14 protein-coding genes are annotated in these 15,953 nt (G+C 64.9%); 9 read left to right on the top strand and 5 right to left on the bottom strand.

Translation table 11 applies throughout. The features are described from left to right. The 3 genes from EPO50_RS06970 to EPO50_RS06960 form a co-directional block, all read left to right on the top strand. Nucleotides 1–222, top strand: a 222-nt coding sequence (locus EPO50_RS06970; RefSeq protein WP_296342318.1) for a tripartite tricarboxylate transporter substrate-binding protein, incomplete at its 5' end; no start/stop codon positions are given. 51 nt (nucleotides 223–273) lie between these two features. After that, nucleotides 274–1,248 (top strand): tripartite tricarboxylate transporter substrate binding protein, encoded by a 975-nt coding sequence (locus tag EPO50_RS06965; protein ID WP_296342316.1) that lies wholly within the window; start codon nucleotides 274–276, stop codon nucleotides 1,246–1,248. A 14-nt stretch (nucleotides 1,249–1,262) separates the two neighbouring features. Then, complete coding sequence (locus tag EPO50_RS06960; protein ID WP_296342314.1) at nucleotides 1,263–2,018, top strand: class II aldolase/adducin family protein; 756 nt, start codon at nucleotides 1,263–1,265, stop codon at nucleotides 2,016–2,018. A 13-nt stretch (nucleotides 2,019–2,031) separates the two neighbouring features. On the opposite strand, the gene EPO50_RS06955 is transcribed toward EPO50_RS06960, so the two are convergent. Then, on the bottom strand, nucleotides 2,032–3,642 hold the full coding sequence (locus tag EPO50_RS06955) for a GMC family oxidoreductase (protein WP_296342312.1): 1,611 nt from the start codon (nucleotides 3,640–3,642) through the stop codon (nucleotides 2,032–2,034). 57 nt (nucleotides 3,643–3,699) lie between these two features. On the opposite strand from EPO50_RS06955, the gene EPO50_RS06950 reads away from it, so the two are divergent. Together EPO50_RS06950 and EPO50_RS06945 are read left to right on the top strand one after the other, a co-directional pair. After that, nucleotides 3,700–4,932, top strand: coding sequence for an MFS transporter (locus tag EPO50_RS06950; protein ID WP_296342310.1), 1,233 nt, complete (start codon nucleotides 3,700–3,702; stop codon nucleotides 4,930–4,932). After that, entirely contained in the window at nucleotides 4,929–5,903 is a 975-nt protein-coding gene (locus EPO50_RS06945; protein WP_296342309.1) for an aldo/keto reductase, read from the top strand. The genes EPO50_RS06950 and EPO50_RS06945 overlap by 4 nt, the downstream gene beginning before the upstream one ends. Before the next feature lie 6 nt (nucleotides 5,904–5,909). On the opposite strand, the gene EPO50_RS06940 is transcribed toward EPO50_RS06945, so the two are convergent. Further along, complete coding sequence (locus tag EPO50_RS06940; protein ID WP_296342307.1) at nucleotides 5,910–6,374, bottom strand: YbaK/EbsC family protein; 465 nt, start codon at nucleotides 6,372–6,374, stop codon at nucleotides 5,910–5,912. Nucleotides 6,375–6,487: 113 nt separating this feature from the next. Between EPO50_RS06940 and EPO50_RS06935 the strand changes: the two genes are divergently transcribed. Together EPO50_RS06935 and EPO50_RS06930 are read left to right on the top strand one after the other, a co-directional pair. Beyond that, entirely contained in the window at nucleotides 6,488–7,327 is an 840-nt protein-coding gene (locus tag EPO50_RS06935; protein ID WP_296342305.1) for an amidohydrolase, read from the top strand. Next, nucleotides 7,324–7,779 carry an SRPBCC domain-containing protein gene (locus EPO50_RS06930; protein ID WP_296342304.1) on the top strand — a complete coding sequence of 152 codons (456 nt, stop codon included), beginning with the start codon at nucleotides 7,324–7,326 and terminating at the stop codon, nucleotides 7,777–7,779. Before EPO50_RS06935 ends, EPO50_RS06930 begins: the two co-directional genes overlap by 4 nt. On the opposite strand, the gene EPO50_RS06925 is transcribed toward EPO50_RS06930, so the two are convergent. Next, nucleotides 7,769–8,437, bottom strand: coding sequence for a GNAT family N-acetyltransferase (locus tag EPO50_RS06925; RefSeq protein ID WP_367268027.1), 669 nt, complete (start codon nucleotides 8,435–8,437; stop codon nucleotides 7,769–7,771). The genes EPO50_RS06930 and EPO50_RS06925 overlap by 11 nt on opposite strands. A 106-nt stretch (nucleotides 8,438–8,543) precedes the next feature. On the opposite strand from EPO50_RS06925, the gene EPO50_RS06915 reads away from it, so the two are divergent. Both EPO50_RS06915 and EPO50_RS06910 read left to right on the top strand, forming a co-directional pair. Next, complete coding sequence (locus EPO50_RS06915) at nucleotides 8,544–9,437, top strand: LysR family transcriptional regulator (RefSeq protein WP_296342303.1); 894 nt, start codon at nucleotides 8,544–8,546, stop codon at nucleotides 9,435–9,437. 106 nt (nucleotides 9,438–9,543) lie between these two features. Further along, nucleotides 9,544–12,489: a DUF4114 domain-containing protein gene (locus EPO50_RS06910; protein ID WP_296342301.1), complete on the top strand. Its 2,946-nt coding sequence runs from the start codon at nucleotides 9,544–9,546 to the stop codon at nucleotides 12,487–12,489. Nucleotides 12,490–12,501: 12 nt separating this feature from the next. On the opposite strand, the gene bcp is transcribed toward EPO50_RS06910, so the two are convergent. Next, on the bottom strand, nucleotides 12,502–12,966 hold the full coding sequence (gene bcp / locus EPO50_RS06905) for a thioredoxin-dependent thiol peroxidase (RefSeq protein ID WP_020695578.1): 465 nt from the start codon (nucleotides 12,964–12,966) through the stop codon (nucleotides 12,502–12,504). Continuing rightward, nucleotides 12,963–15,920, bottom strand: a complete 2,958-nt coding sequence (locus EPO50_RS06900; protein ID WP_296342298.1) for a bifunctional [glutamine synthetase] adenylyltransferase/[glutamine synthetase]-adenylyl-L-tyrosine phosphorylase — start codon at nucleotides 15,918–15,920, stop codon at nucleotides 12,963–12,965. Before EPO50_RS06900 ends, bcp begins: the two co-directional genes overlap by 4 nt. Between the last annotated feature and the right edge of the window lie 33 nt (nucleotides 15,921–15,953).

Raw genomic sequence — 15,953 nt, 5'->3', positions numbered from 1 at the left:
GCCTGGTACGGCATCCTGGCGCCGCGAGGGACTAACCCTGCCATCGTCAACAAGATGAGCCGGGCGATCGGTGAGGCTGCGGCCATGCCGGACATCAACGAGAAGCTGGTCGCCAGCGGCAACTACCCGAGCTACCTCGAAGCGCTGGCATTCCGCGAAACCATCGTCCGCGAAGCCCAATCCTTCGGCGAAATCATCAAGAAAGCCGACATCAAGATTTGACGTGCGGCTCCCATGTCTTGTTGCGTCGTCCGTTCGGCGCGACAATGGGGCATGACTGGAACATCGCGCCGTACTCTTCTCAAAGCTGCCACGGCCAGCTTGGCCTTTCCCGCTATTGTCCGCGCTCAGGGGACCTGGCCCAACCGGCCCATCCGCTGCATCGTGGCGCTGCCGCCGGGTGGTGGCACCGATGCGATTGGGCGCAAGGCCATGCAGCGTCTTTCGGAAGTGCTGGGCGTTCCCGTCGTTGTCGAAAACAAGCCCGGTGCCGGCGGAACGATCGGCAGCGATGTCGTCGCCAAGGCCGAACCGGATGGCTACACGCTGGGCATCGCGACCGCGAGCAGCCATGCCGCAGCGCCCGTGTTTCGCAAGGACCTGCCGTACGATCCCGTCAAGTCGTTTACTGCCGTCACCTTGCTGGGCACCACGCCCTATATCCTGATCGGCGGACCGGCAGCCGGATCGAAAGATCTCGCGGGTTTCATCGCGGCCACCAAGGCCAATCCCGGCAAGGTCGCCTGCGCGTCGCTCGGTACGTCGACCCTCGGCTACCTGCTGACGAAGCAGTTCGAGCTGATCGCCGGGTTGAAGATGATCGACGTACCCTACAAGGGTTCGGGCGTTGCCTATCCCGACCTGATGAACGGCACCGTCGCGGTAATGCTCGACAACCCGTCGGGTTCGGCCGGTCTGGTGCGCGAGGGGCGGTTGACGGGTTTTGCCGTCACGCGCAAGTCGCCGATGCTGCCGGATGTGCCGACCTTCGAGAGCCTGGGCGTGAAGGGCTTCGACAACGTCTTCTGGTATGGCGTGGTGGCGCCGGCCGGCCTGCCGCAGGAGATCGCGCTGCGTATTCAGAAGGCGCTGGCCGACGGCTTCCTCGTCGATCCGGGTCGCGCGGCGCTACGTGCGATGGACGTCGAGCCCGTCATGTCGACGCCGCAGGAGTTCGCGAGCCTGATGGCGAAGCAGACCGCTGATCTGCGCGCGCTCGCAGACCGTCTCGGCATCAAGCCGGAATAAGAAAGGACAACACCATGGATGGCAGCACGAGCCCGGCCTTCAAGGTCAACGAACTGACGCCCGATCCCAACGTCCAGTTCGATCCCAAGGTGACGAAGAGCTACGTCACCTATGCCCATCGCCTGGCCGCGCGCGGGCTGGTCAACAGCAGTGTCGGCGGCATGGTGATCCGTGTCGCTCACCCCGATCACGCCGATGGCGTCTGCTACGCCAAGCCCCAGGGCATCAGCCTTGAGGAGGTGGAGGAAGAGGATCTGGTGATCACCGACATCCCGTACGGCCGCATCCTGCGCGGCGAGCGGGCGACGACGGTGGGCCATCAAATGAATCGCGAGATCCTGCGCCTGCGGCCGGACGTCAACGCCGTGATCCACTTGCATCACGACGAGATGATCGCCTTCATGGCCGCCGGCTATGACCAGATCCGTTCGTTCAGCCTGACCTACGGCTACCTGATGCAGAAGCCGGCGCACTATCTGCCGGCCAGCATCAACGTCGAGGAGGACGTCAGCCCGATCAAGACGTTCATCCAGGACACCAACTGCATCATCATGAAGCGCCACGGCTTCACCGTGCTCGGGCGCAGCGTGTCAGAGGCCTACCATCGCACCTGCGTGCTGGTGAGCGAGATCAAGCGCAACATCATCGTCGAGCAACTGTGTGCGGCCAACGGCCGGACGCCGGAATACATCACCGACGAGGAGCTGGCGCACATGTTCTCCCATGGTGACGCAGTGATGTATCCGAAGGTGGTCAAGAGGAACGGATAGGGGCGGGCGGCCGTCAGGCCGCCGCCATCCGCACCATGTCCGCGCACTTCTCGCCGATCATGATCGAGGGAGCGTTGGTGTTGCCGGCGACGATGCTCGGCATGATCGAGGCGTCGGCAACGCGCAGCCCGGCGACGCCGTGGACCTTGAGCTGCGGATCGACCACGTCGTCAGGGCCGCGTCCCATGCGGCAGGTGCCGACGGGGTGCAGGTTGGAGACGCCGGTGCTGCGCAGGTAGTCGCGTAGTGCGGGCTCCTCGGTGACGCTGGGGCCGGGCATGATCTCTTCGACGATGAACGGCTTTAGCGCGGGCTGCTTGCTGATTTCGCGGCAGATGCGCATGCCCTGGAGCATGGCGCTCCAATCGTTGGCGGTTCGAAGGAAATTGAACCTGATCTCGGGCGCGGCCATCGGATCGGCTGACTTCAGCCGCACCGTGCCGCGGCCGTCGGGCCTGAGGTGTACCGGGCTCAAGCCAAAGGCGGAGAAGGGCTGGGCGACCACGCCGTTGCGGTCGCGCGTCTTGATTGCCCAAGCGAACATGTTGATCTGCAGATCAGGCCGCTCCAGGCGCTTGTCGCTGCGCACCATCGCGCCAACGTACAGGCCCATGCTGGCCAGCGGGCCGGTGCGGCCGAGGGCGTACATCGCGCCGGCGAGGAGGCGGCGCGGCAGGCTGTTCGCCAGGTCGTTCATCGTGACCGGCTGGCTGCACTTGTAGGCGATGTAAGTGTTGAAGTGATCGTGCAGGTGGCTGCCGACACCCGGCATATCTCTGACGACCCCGATACCATGTTGCTTGAGATGCTCGGCCGGGCCGAGGCCCGAGAGCATCAGGAGCTGCGGCGAGCCATAGACGCCGCCGGAGACGATCACCTCGCGCTTCGCCCGCACCGTCTGCAGGCCAGCCGGCGTCCTGTATTCGACGCCAACGGCGCGGCCGTTTTCGATCAGCACCTTCGTGGCATGAGCCGAGGTCGCGACGGTGAGGTTCCGGCGCTTCTTCGCGTCGCGCAGATAGGCCCGCGCGCTCGACCAGCGCCGCGCGTTGTTGATGGTGGTCTGGTAGTAGCCTACGCCTTCCTGCGTTGCGCCGTTGAAATCGGCATTGGCCGGAATGCCGGCTTCGACCGCGGCGTCGTGCATTGCCTTGGCGAGTGTCGGCTGCCAGCGGTGGTCCTGGACCTTGAGCGGACCGCCGGTACCGTGGAATTCATCGGCGCCACGTTCATTGTCCTCCGCGCGCTTGAAGTAGGGCAGGACGGAGTCGTAGTCCCAGCCCTCGCAGCCGCGCTGGCGCCACTCGTCGTAGTCGGCGGCATTGCCGCGCATATAGACCATGCCGTTGATCGAGCTGGTGCCGCCCAGCACCTTGCCGCGCGGCTGGTACATCACGCGGTTGTTGAGCTCGGGTTCCGGCTCGCTGTCGAACATCCAGTTGACCTTCGGATTGTTGAAGGTCTTGTGATAGCCGAGCGGCACATGGATCCACGGATAGGTGTCGCTCGGGCCTGCTTCGAGCAGGAGCACCGAATAGCGGCCATCCTCGCTCAGCCTGCCGGCGACGGCGCAGCCTGCCGAGCCCGCGCCCGTGACGATGAAATCGTATTTTCCCCCGTCCATGTCGCAGAGCGTACCGTCTCGGGGGAGAGTGCGCGACTCCCGCCGCGTTGCCATGTCATGCTGGGCGAAACTGAAGATGGCAGCAGGAGCCCGGCGATCTCCAACCTCTACCTCGCCCTCGGCGTGATGACGGTGCAGCAGACCTTCGCAACGATGGGTCGCTCGACCGTGCCGCTGATCGCAGCCGCCATCGTCGCAGACCTCGACGTCGATCCGGCGCTGGTCGGCGTCTATCTCGCCATCGGCTCCGTTGCGGCCTTTCTCACCACGATGGGATGCGGTGGCTTCATCCTGCGCTACGGTGCCTTGCGCATGACTCAGGTCGGCATGTTGGCGTTGGGCGTTGGCCTCGCCGTCGTGGTTTCCGGCTGGCTGATCCTGTTCGCCGTCGGTGCGTTCATCGGGGGCCTGGGGCAGGCACTGTCGACGCCGTCCAGTTCGCATCTGCTAGGCCGGCTCTCGCCGAAGCACCTGGCGCCGCTCGTCTTTTCGATCAAGCAGACCGGCGTTCCGGTGGGACTGATGCTGGCGGGTGTCGTGGCGCCCGTGCTGGCTACCGAAGCCGGCTGGCGTATGGCGCTTCTCGTTGTTGCCGGCATCTGCGCGCTGACCGTGATCGCGCTGCAGCCGTTGCGGGGGCGTTTCGATACGGACCGCAATCCCAACCAGCCGCTATCGCCGGCCGATATCCGGGCCAATGTTGCCGGCGTGCTGCGCAACCCGGCGCTGCGGGCGCTTTGCCTGGCAATGTTCAGTTTCGTCGGCCTGCAGACGCTCTTCACGGGCTTCTTCGTGCTCTATCTGGTGCGGGGACTCGGCTACGACCTGGAGCGCGCCGGCTTCGTGTTCGCCATCGCTGTCGCCGTTGCGGTGCCAGCGCGTATCGGGTGGGGCTGGCTCGCTTCGCGTTTCGTGAAGCCCGCAACCTTGTTGGCGTTTCTTGGAATCGGCATGGCGGTGGCCGCGGCGCTCACCGCTTCCATCGATCCCGCCTGGCCGACCTGGGTGGCCGCCGTGATCGCCACGTTGCTCAGCGTGTCGGCCGTGAGCTGGCACGGCGTCCTGCTGGCCGAGGTGGCGCGGCTCTCGCCGCCCGGCCGCATCGGCGCCACCACCGGCGCGGTGCTGGCATTCGGCGACGCCGGAGCGTTGCTCCTGCCGCTGTTGTTCAGTGCCGCGCTCACGCTGACCGGCGGCTATTCCACGGGATTCCTGATCGGTGGTGGGCTTGCGTTGATCGTTGGAGGGCTGGGCCTGCGCCAGCGGGTTCGTGCTAGCATTCCCTCATGAAGACCAAACTCCTCGGCCGCACCGGCATCTCCGTCTCCCAGCTCTGCTTTGGCACCATGTCCTTCGGCGGCGACGCCGACGAGGCCACTTCCGCTTCGATGTACAAGGCGGTCCGTGACGCCGGCATCAACTTCTTCGACACGGCGAACGAATACAGCAAGGGCAAGTCCGAGGAGATCCTGGGTCGGCTGACCAAGGATCATCGCGACGATCTCGTCATCACAACCAAATGCTTCAATGCCACGGGGCCCGACGTCAACGCGCGTGGCGCCAACCGCCGCCATGTCGTGCAGGCGGTCGAGGCGAGCCTGAGGCGCCTGCAGACCGATCGGATCGACGTGCTGTTCCTGCATCGCTTCGATCCGGTGACGCCGATCGACGAGATGATGCGCGCCCTCGAAGACCTCGTGCGCTCCGGCAAGGTGATCTATCCCGCCGTCAGCAACTGGTCGGCCTGGCAGACGCAGCGCGCCGTCGATATCCAAGAGCGTCACAACTGGGCGCGCCTACAAGTCGTTCAGCCGATGTACAATCTCGTGAAGCGCCAGGCCGAGGTCGAGATCCTGCCGATGGCGGCCGCCAACGGCATCGGTGTCATTCCCTACAGCCCGGCCGCGGCGGGGCTGCTCTCGGGCAAGTATCTTGGGCAGGCTTCAGGCCGGCTCAAGACCAATAAGATGTACGAGGCTCGCTACGGCGAGGCTTGGGCTTTCGAGGTCGCCGAAAAGTACGTGGCCTTCTGCAAGGAGAAGGGTCTGCATCCCGTCAGCGCGGCCATCGCCTGGGTCGGTGCGCATCCGGCGATCACGGCGCCGATCGTGGGCGCGCGCAACCTCGACCAGCTCAAGGATTCGCTGGCCTCGGTGAAGATCGACATGACGCCCGAGCTGTATCGGGAGATCGCCGATCTGTCGCGGACTCCGCCACCGGCCACCGACCGACTGGAGGAGCAGAAGGTGGCGAAGGGCTGACGCGCTTCAGCCCCGATCGCAGACATCGACCCATTCGGCGTTGACCAGCGTGGCCATGCGCTCGGGGCTGATCCGCAGGGCGGAGTTGGTAGAGCCGGCCGCCGGCACGACCTCGTCGAATTCCTTGAGCGAGACGTCGCAATAGACGGGTAGCGGCGTCGCGAGTCCGAACGGGCAGACGCCGCCTACCGGATGGCCGGTCAGCGCCACGACCTCGTCCTGACCCAGCATGCGCGGCTTGCCGCCCAGCACGTCCTTGATCTTGCGGTTGTTCAATCGCGCATCGCCCGCGGTGACGATCAGCAACGTGCGCTCCTTGATGCGCAGCGACAGTGTCTTGGCGATCTGCGCAGGCATCACACCGTGACCCTTGGCAGCCATCTCGACCGTGGCGGTGCTGGCATCCAGTTCGACGATGTCGATGTCGGGGGCATGTGCAGCGAAGAACGCACGCACGGTCTCTACACTCATGTCTCTGCAACCTTGCTATGTCGTCACGCCCTTGAACATCAGGGCGGGGCAACTTAGCGTCGCGCTTCACAAGAGGTAAGAGCCCAGCAGGTGGGCAAGAGGGAAGGACGCACATGCCGACGATCGACGCTCAGGTCCATTGCTACGAACGCAATCATCCGGGCCGGCCCTGGGCGGCAGTGCTTGCGGGACCGCCCGAGGTCACTGCAGAAGACATGATCAAGGCGATGGACGAGGTCGGCGTCGACGGTGCGCTGCTGGTCTCGGTCTATACGATGTATCGCTGGGACGAGAGCTATGCCGTCGCGGTGCAGAAGGCTCACCCCGGCCGCTTCGGCGTCATCAAGCCGGTGAACGCCAACGACCCCAAGGTCGCCGACACGATCGCGGCCTGGGCGGCGATGGACGGCACCGTAGCCGTCCGCATCATGTTCACGCCGGAAATCTCGACCGATGCCGCCGATCCCGGCATCAACCGCGTGCTGGCGGCCGCGGCGAAGCACGATCTGCCGGTGAACCTGATGGCGCGCGGCCGTCTGGAGCAGGTCGCGGAGCTTGCCAAGCGCAACCCGAACACGACGCTCGTCATTGATCATCTCGGCCTGGAACAGCCCTTCGCGCCACCGGCACCGCCCCAGCCGTGGCACGAGCTGCCGAAGCTGCTGGCGCTCGCCGCGCATCCCAATGTCGTGGTCAAGATCACCGGCGCCTGCACGCTCAGCCACGAGAAGTTCCCGTACAAGGACATCTGGGATCCGCTCGGCCGCATCTTCGATGCTTTCAGCCTCGACCGCTGCATGTGGGGCACCGACTGGACGCGCGCGGTGGCGTTGCTCACCTACAAGGAGGGCGTCGATTCCTTCCGCGTCACCGATCGCTTGTCCGACAGCGACCGTGCCGTGCTGATGGGCGGCTCGCTGCAGAAGATCTACGGCTGGTCGCCGAAGAAATGACGCTCTCTGTCTCGCGGGTGATCAAGGCATCGCCGCGGGCGCTCTATCAGGCGTTCCTCGATCCCCGGGCGATCGCCAAGTGGCGGCCGCCGACGGGGATGACGGCGCGCATCTTCGCCTTCGATGCTCGCGAAGGTGGGGGCTACCGCATGGCGTTTGACTATGCGGCTACCGACCACTCAGCACAGGGCAAGACGTCGGAGCATTCCGACGGCTTCGAGGGACGCTTCGCGACGTTGGACCCCGACCGGCGGATCGTCGAAGAGATCGACTTCGAGTCCGACGATCCCGCGTTCACGGGCACGATGCGTCTGACCACGACCTTCGAGCCCGTCGCTGCCGGAACCATGGTGACCGTGCTTTGCGAGAATGCGCCCTCGGGCATCAAGGACAGCGATCACCGCGTCGGCATCGAATCGAGCCTGGCGAACCTCGCAGCCTTCACGGAGTAGGCAGGCTCGCATTGCCGCCGCACAGCGGCCGCTGCATCAGCACCGAGTCGACCCAGCGCCCGAACTTGAAGCCCACGGCATCGAGTGTGCCGATCTGGCGAAACCCCTGGCTGGCGTGCAGGCCGATCGAGCCGGCGTTGTCGCTGTCCCCAATGACGGCCAGCATCTGGCACCAGGGGCCGGTCTCGCAGCGCTTGATCAGCATCGCGAGCAGGGCGCGGCCGATGCCGTGGCCCGCCAACCCGTCGCGGACATAGACCGAGTCCTCGATCGTGTGACGATAGGCAGGGCGGGGGCGGTAGCTCGAGGCGTAGCTGTAGCCCACGATACGGCCGTCCATCTCGGCCACGAGATAGGGCAGGTCGAGCTTCAGGACACTCTCGCGCCGACCGATCATCTCGGCCACCGTCGGAGCGGTCTCCTCGAAGCTCGCCAGCCCATGCCGCACGTGATGGGCATAGATCTCCTGGACAAAGGTCATATCGGCTTCGCGCGCATCGCGCACGACCACCGCCGTTTTCATCATCGGGCCTCCTGAAAGCACCTGCTCCCGCGTGAGGCCGATATCGGCCAGCAAGCGGTCGTCGAGGTTTCTGAGCGCCGCCCGCTGCCGGGTGCGCGACCAGGGTGATCCGCCGATGTAACGAGCGATCTCCACGATGACGTCTCCAAGTGAACAGCTACGCGACATGGGACCAATCTGCTGCCGCTGGTGCCATAAGGGAAATCTTGTCATTTTATGCGATCCATAAGGAGTTCTTTGGATGCGCGGCCTCAATCTCGACCATGTCAGGGCCTTCACCGAAGTGGCGCGGCTCGGCACCTTCTCGGCGGCGGCCGACCAGCTCAACCTGACGCAGCCGGCGATCAGCCAGCAGATTGCCCAGCTCGAGAAGCGGCTCGGGGTGGCGCTGGTCGAGCGGCTGGGCCGCCGTGCCACGCCGACGGCAGCCGGCCTCGAACTGCTCGACCATGCCGCGCGCATCGATGGCGCGGTGACGGCGGCGCTGGAACAGCTTGCCCATTACAAGAGCGGCGAGGTCGGCCGCGTGCGTCTGGGGACGGGCGCAACGGCCGCAATCTTCCGCCTGCCGCAGATGCTGCGCCGTTTGCGCCAACGCCTGCCGTCGCTGGAAATCACCATTGCTACGGGCAACACCTCCGATGTCGTGAAGGCCGTGCAGGACAATGCCCTCGACGTTGCCCTGGTGACGCTGCCGGCCGGCGGCCGCAATCTCGACGTGACGCCGGTGCTGGACGATGAGTTCGTGGCCGTGACGTCGCGCGATGGCGTGAAACTGCCGGCACGTGTCACACCGGAAGTGATGGCCCGCTTGCCGGTGATCATGTTCGAGCCGGGCGGGCAGACGCGACTGGTGACGGATCAATGGTTCTTCCAGGGTGGCGTCGAACTCCGGCCCAGCATGTCGTTGGGCAGTGTCGAGGCGATCAAGCGGCTGGTCGGTGTCGGGCTGGGCTGTGCGATTCTGCCAGCGGTGGCACTGCAGGAGCCGGGTGATCGCGCGCGGCTCGTCGTGCGCCGACTGTCGCCGAGACTTTACCGCAAGCTCGCCATCGTCGTGCGCCGCGACAAGGTCCTGCAGCGCGGCCTTCGCGAGACGGTGAAGGCCTTGCACGAACTGGCCGAAAAATCCTGAGCAGGAGTTTCAGTCCAAGCCTCATCGCCACTGCATGATGTTGGCCATGACGCAGGGCTCAACTTTGCGATAAGGGGAGCCAAGCGTTTTTCAGAGTAGGTGAGTCATGGCCAGTTTCGTCATTCCGAATTCGACCTTTCTTGACATGACCAGCCACGGAATGACGAACGCGACCAGCGTCGCGGAAGCCTACGGCCTTTCTGGCGATCCCGTCGCAGCCACCGCCACGATCAACGTCGCATTGGTCCTGGAGCGGGCCAACGATCCGACGGCGCTGCTCAACAGCGACTGGGGTACACGCCAACAACAGCTCGAGCAGCTCAACAGCGACGGCACACTGTGGTCGACTTACGGTGCCACGACGGACAACTACACGGCCGTCACCAATGCCTTGAACGACATGGGCATCCCAATCGTCGGCGATGCCAATGGCACCGGCGGCTACATCACCTCGCAGGAGTCGCGCACGATCTGGGTGTCGCTGACGCCGGAGAACTTCCAGACGCTGTTCAGCACGACGCCCTATCAGACAGCGTCGCTCGAGCAGGGCGGCATGCTCTACTGGGAGGGGCACCTCTCGCTGCCCGAGGGCATGAACGTCGCGGGCCTGTGGCTCGATGCGCCGCCGGTCTGGGGAACAGAGCCTGGGACCTCGAACCTTGCCGGAGAGGCGTCGGTGTCACCGCCAGAGGGTGCGCTCAGCATTGGCAACTCGCTGTCGAACAATCCGTCGACGCAGTATCCCAACGAGATCGCCGAGAATTTCTACAACTTCCCGCTGACGGGAAAGAACGTGCCGACCGCGACCGTCGCGCTGGTCGAACCCGGTATTGGCGGGGCATTGCCGCCGGGCTCCGACTACACCCTGCAGGAAGGTCTGAAGTCTTACCTTGAGAGCGCAGGCATCGACGCGGACGGTGAGTTCTATGTCGTCGCGAAGAACGGCGAGAAGTATAGCTGGGGCAACCCCGACGTCTCCAATCCCGGCGAACGGTCTCTTGATCTCGGCGTCGTCGCCGCCATCAATCCCTACGGCAAGGTCGGTCTCTACGCCGGCTCAGGCTTCGCGCCCGAGGGCGGAGCCTACGCGAACTCCTACACGGCCTACCAGTCGTCGTTCTGGGACCAGACCAACAATCCGGCGGCCGTCTCTTCGTCCTTCAGCATTGTTTCGCAATCGGCACCGAACTCGCCCTTCGCGTTCGCGGTCCGGGAGCTTTTCGTCGACGCGGCTTTGCGCAACGTCTCGACCTTCATTGCCAACAACGACTGGGGCTCGAGCTACAGTTTCTCCAACGGCCTGGCCAACCAGAACGCCAACCTGAGTTCGCCTTACGCCGTCCTCGTCGGTGGCACCTCCATCACCACGGTAGCCGCAGCACCTCACGATCCGACGGTCGCGCACGAGCCGTCGCCTTCGCAGTCGGTCTATGGCCAGGCGATGGCAGGGCACATGTCGATGCTGTGGCGGCTGATCGAAGGCGGCCTCACGCAATTGCCGAGCGGTGTTTCCGGAACCGACGCGACGCAAACCACCCTGCTCGAATCGGTGTGGAACAGCTACGTCATCGGCAAGAACAACGTCATCGGACCGGACGGCGGCCTGGAAGCTGCCGCTGGAAGCGATGGCGGTGTGGACACGACGCAGCCGACGCCCTGGTACCAGACGGCATTCGGCCTCACGCCGACCTCGGCAAACCCGTCGGGCGGCACCGGTCGCGGGGCACCGGACGTTGCGGCCAATGCCGGCGGCAACATGTTCTATCTCGCGCCCGGCGATACGATGCAGCCCGGCGACATCTGGGAAGACCTCGGGACGAGTGCTGCCACGCCGCTCTGGGCGTCGCTGGCGGCGCAGATCACCACGATCTTCGGCGATCAGGACCTGCCCAGCCTCGGCTACCTGAACGATCTTCTCTACACCGCAGCCGCGATCGCGCCGGCATCGTTCAACGACATCACCTTCGGCAACAACGTCACGTCGTTCTACTACGACAATGACGGCCAGTATTCGAGCGGCGGGTGGCCCATCACCTTGACCGGCTTCGGCTATTCGGCAGCGCCGGGTTATGACCTGACGACGGGTCTCGGGACCCCGAACGGTACGCTGCTGGCGCGTGCCCTGACGACGATTGCTCACGAGCAGTACACCTATAGCTCGACGCCCGATGTACTCGACAATACCGAGTCCGGCGCCTGGACGACGCCGGTCAGCGAGTCACTGCTCGTACAGTCGATGTCAAGCAAGAACGCAGCCATAGACGTGACGGCCGGCGAGCACAGCCTGACCTTCGGTAGCGGCACCTCGTCGGCCTTCGCCTGGACAAGTCAGTTCGCGCAGCAGTCGCTGCAGGCCGACTTCGATCCGCAACTCGTGCGTCTGTTCGACAAGCAAACGCATGGCTGGGTCGGGCAGTCATCGGCCTCGGCCGACGGCAGCTTCGCTGTCGAGATCAACGGCACCTCGACCACCACGCCGCAAGGAACACTGACCAACGACTTCGGCTTCGTCGATTTCGTTGGCAACGACGGCAACACCGTCGTGCGTGTCGCCTCTGCGGTGGCGGTTGCCGAGACGGTGAGCAACGCCAACGACCAGCAGGCCGTGGTGCGCATCCGGCAGAACGGCGAGGATTCGTTGTCGATCACCTTCTACAAGGTCGACGACCATAACGGCACCATCGGCAGCCTTCGGCCGGGAGAGGCGGGCTATGCCGAGGCGGCCGCCGGACGGGCCTACGCGACGAGCGTGGGCGGAACGTCAATCGCCGGGCCCGGTTATGGCAACTACGGCCAGGCGATGCTGACGAATGTCGATGCGGGCAACATCATCGCCATGCACCTTACGAACGACACTTCGGGAGAGTCGTTCTGGGCGTTCTCGGAGGCCAACGAGGCCAATGCCAGCGGCGGCCATGTTGGCCACCTGTGGAACTACGGCTTGAACACCTGGGGCTGGGAAGACACCTACGGCGGTGGCGACCGCGACTACAACGATCTGGTCGTCCAGCTCGACTTCACCAGTGCCTCAGGCCACGGCTGGCTCGTCTAGCCGAGGCGCCCATCAAAGCGCCGCCAGTGCCTCGCGCACTTCGTCGACGTGACCCTTCACTTTGACCTTGTGCCAGACCTTGCGGACGACGCCGTCCTTGTCGATCAGGAAGGTCGCGCGGTCGATGCCCATGTACTTGCGGCCGTAGAGGCTCTTCTCGATCCACGTGCCGTACTTCTCGCAGATCTTGCCGTCCTCGTCGGAGACCAGCGGGAAGTTGAGGTCGTACTTGGCCTTGAACTTGTCGTGGCGGGCAACGCTGTCCTTCGAGACGCCGACGATCTGCGCCTTCAATTTCTTGAAGTCCGGCGCGGCATCACGGAAACCACACGCTTCCGTGGTGCAGCCCGGCGTATCGTCCTTGGGATAGAAGTAGAGCACCACAGGCTTGCCGCGCAGTTCGGAAAGCTTGAGCTTCTTGCCGCCGTCGGTGGGGGCGGTGAAATCCGGAGCCTTCTTGCCTTCCTCGACGCTCATCGTTCGCTTCCTTTGCCTTCCTTGCGAGGGACCCAGCCGGCAGCGCGGGCCGGGGCCTCGACGATACGCTCGTATATAGCACGCACGGTGTCGGCTTCGCGGCCGATCCGCATCTGCAGATCGCCGAGATCGCTCGCGCCTTCGGTCGCCGCGATCAGGCGCCGCTGGCCTTCGGGTGCCTTCGTCTCGTCGAACGCGGCTTCATCGCCGTTCAGGGTGAGCCGCAACAGGCTTTGCACGTCCGACAGCAGGGTGCGCGTGGCGCACAGGCGATCGGCATCCTCGGTGGCGATCAGGCCAGCCGTTGCCATGCGCTGCAGCATCTCGGCGGGATGCGGATCGAGGATGTCGGGGTGCTTGGCGGCGTGATGCAGTGCCAGGTATTGCGCCACGAAGTCGATATCGAACAGGCCGCCACGCAGGTGCTTGAAGTCCCAGGCGCTCTTGGGTGGCGCATGCTGGGCGATGCGGTCGCGCATGTCGGCCACGTCGCGCACGAGCGTTGCGGGATCGCGTGTCCTGCAAAGGGTCGCCTTCACGATCTCGGTCAACCTGCCCACCAGCGCGGACGGGCCATGGATCACGCGCATGCGCGTCAGCGCCATGTGTTCCCAGGTCCAGGCGGATTGCGCGTGATAGGTCTCGAAGCCTTCCAGCGAATTGGCGAGCGGGCCGGCGCGACCTGACGGGCGCAGCCGCATATCGACCTCGTAGAGCGCGCCTTCGTTGGTGTGGGCGGTGAGCGCCGTCACGATCTTCTGGCTGAGCCGCGTGTAGTATTGGATCGGCGACAGTGGCTGGGCGCCGTCCGACACTTCCATGCCATCGGGGATATCGTAGACGAAGATCAGGTCGAGGTCGGATGTCGCCGACATTTCGCGGCTGCCGAGCTTGCCGAGGCCCAGCACCGCGAGCCGCTGACCCTGGAAACCACCATGCGTGTCGGCGAAGCGTTGTTCGACCCGGTCACAGAGAGCGGAGATCGAGGCGGCAGCGATATCGGAATAGGCGTGACCCGCCTGGGCCGGCTTCACGATGTGCTTGAGCTGCTGCACGCCTACCTGGAAACGACGGTCGTTGGTCCAGCGCCGCGCGAGATCGAGAATGTCCTGCTCGTGATCGACACGCGCCAGTATCGCGGCAAGCTCCGCGGTCATTTCCGCCGCCGGCGGCAGTGGCCGGTAGAAATCGGGTGAGAGCACCGAATCGAGGAGGAGGGCACGCCGGGAAAGATGGGCGGCGAGCCCCGGCGCGCTGCCCATGATGGTGGCCAGCAGTTCGAGCAGCGCCGGGTTGGCCTTGAACAGCGAGAAGAGCTGCACGCCGGCCGGCAGGTTGCCGAGGAAGAGATCGAAGTTCAGCAACGCCTGGTCGGGAGACGCCGTCTCGCCCAGGGACTTGAGCAGGCCCGGCATCAGTTCGGTGAGCAGCTCTCGCGCACGAGCCGTGGCGGTCGAGCGATAGCGGCCATGATGCCAGCGCCGCACGATCGCAGCGGCGGCGGAGGTATCGCGGAAACCCAAAGCTTTCAGGGTCTCGAGCGTACCGGGGTCGTCGTCCGTGCCGGTAAAGACCAGATTGCCACCAGGCCCAGCAAGGCTCGGTGCTTCCTCGAACAGACGCGCATAGTGGCTTTCCACGCAGCGTAGCGTGTCCAGGAGATCGGCCTGGAACTTCATCGGGTCGTCGTAGCCCAGGAAGGTCGCGACGGCAGCGACGCCCGCTTCGTCCGCGGGGAGCGAATGGGTCTGGCGGTCGTCGATCATTTGCAGCCGATGCTCGACCCGCCGCAGGTAGCCATAGGCCTCGATCAGTTCCTCGGCCGCGCGCGACGTGACGTGGCCCGCCGCGGCGAGGGCACGAAGCGTCTCGCAGGTTCCGCGCAGACGAAGCGAAGGATTGCGTCCGCCGAAAATGAGCTGCTGGGTCTGGGCGAAGAACTCGATCTCGCGGATGCCTCCGCGGCCGAGCTTCACATTGTGGCCCAGCACCTTGACCGTGCCGCCGCCGCGATGGGCGTCGATCTGGCGCTTGATCGAATGGATGTCGTGGATGGCCGCGAAGTCGAGGTGCTTGCGCCAGATATACGGCGTCATGTCCTTCAGGAAGGCCGCACCTACCGCGCGATTACCAGCCACCGGATGCGCCTTGATCATGGCGGCGCGTTCCCAGTTCTGGCCGACGCTTTCGTAATAGAGTTCTGCGGCCTGCACCGACATGGCCAGCGGCGTCGAGCCGGGGTCGGGGCGCAGCCTGAGATCGGTGCGGAAGATATAGCCTTCCGCCGAAGCCTCGGACATGAGCTGCACCAGGAGGCGGGCGCCGCGCACGAAGTGACGGGAAAGCTGCTCGTTGCCAGCCAACGCCGGCGCATCACGGTCGTAGAGCAGGATCAGATCGATATCGCTCGAATAGTTGAGCTCACCGGCGCCGAGTTTCCCCATGCCGAGTACGGTGAAAGCCGCCGCTTCGGGATCGTTGCCGATACCGAGCTGCCCGTCCCGGGAGAGCTGCAGGAGGATGGAGTCCATGAGCGCGCCCAAGCAGCCTGACGCAAAGTCGCTGAGTGCGCCGGTGACGCGGTCGAGCGACCAGACGTCGGCGATGTCGGCGACAGCGACAGTAAGAGCCACGCGACGCTTGAGCCGCCGCAGAGTTGCCCCGATCGCCTCGGGCTTGGCACCGGCCAGCGCGTCGGCATGCGCTGCGGCGAGTTGTGACATCTGATCGGCGAAGGCGGCGTCCGGCCCGTGACGCCATATATCGGTCATAAAATCGGGGTTTTGTAGCGCCGTCTCCGTCAGGTAGGGGCTGTTCCCGAACAGTGCATCGAGCAGGGCAACGCCTGCTGCGTTGTCCGGTGGTGCGGTGCGCTCTTTCCAGCGGGTCCATGCCACGCTCTGCCGTTCGGAATCGTGCGGTCGCGGCAGGCGGGTGATCGAAAGCCAAGACATTCAATACATCGACAGTTAAATTGCTCTTGTCCG

It is taken from the genome of Reyranella sp. (assembly GCF_004297405.1).
Taxonomy (GTDB): Bacteria; Pseudomonadota; Alphaproteobacteria; order Reyranellales; family Reyranellaceae; genus Reyranella.
This window is presented reverse-complemented; position numbering and strand designations above follow the sequence as displayed.

Coding starts and splice junctions, on each gene's coding strand:
- EPO50_RS06965 (WP_296342316.1), top strand. CDS start 274: ATGACTGGAACATCGCGCCGTACTCTTCTCAAAGCTGCCACGGCCAGC.
- EPO50_RS06960 (WP_296342314.1), top strand. CDS start 1,263: ATGGATGGCAGCACGAGCCCGGCCTTCAAGGTCAACGAACTGACGCCC.
- EPO50_RS06955 (WP_296342312.1), bottom strand. CDS start 3,642: ATGGACGGGGGAAAATACGATTTCATCGTCACGGGCGCGGGCTCGGCA.
- EPO50_RS06950 (WP_296342310.1), top strand. CDS start 3,700: ATGCTGGGCGAAACTGAAGATGGCAGCAGGAGCCCGGCGATCTCCAAC.
- EPO50_RS06945 (WP_296342309.1), top strand. CDS start 4,929: ATGAAGACCAAACTCCTCGGCCGCACCGGCATCTCCGTCTCCCAGCTC.
- EPO50_RS06940 (WP_296342307.1), bottom strand. CDS start 6,374: ATGAGTGTAGAGACCGTGCGTGCGTTCTTCGCTGCACATGCCCCCGAC.
- EPO50_RS06935 (WP_296342305.1), top strand. CDS start 6,488: ATGCCGACGATCGACGCTCAGGTCCATTGCTACGAACGCAATCATCCG.
- EPO50_RS06930 (WP_296342304.1), top strand. CDS start 7,324: ATGACGCTCTCTGTCTCGCGGGTGATCAAGGCATCGCCGCGGGCGCTC.
- EPO50_RS06915 (WP_296342303.1), top strand. CDS start 8,544: ATGCGCGGCCTCAATCTCGACCATGTCAGGGCCTTCACCGAAGTGGCG.
- EPO50_RS06910 (WP_296342301.1), top strand. CDS start 9,544: ATGGCCAGTTTCGTCATTCCGAATTCGACCTTTCTTGACATGACCAGC.
- bcp (WP_020695578.1), bottom strand. CDS start 12,966: ATGAGCGTCGAGGAAGGCAAGAAGGCTCCGGATTTCACCGCCCCCACC.
- EPO50_RS06900 (WP_296342298.1), bottom strand. CDS start 15,920: ATGTCTTGGCTTTCGATCACCCGCCTGCCGCGACCGCACGATTCCGAA.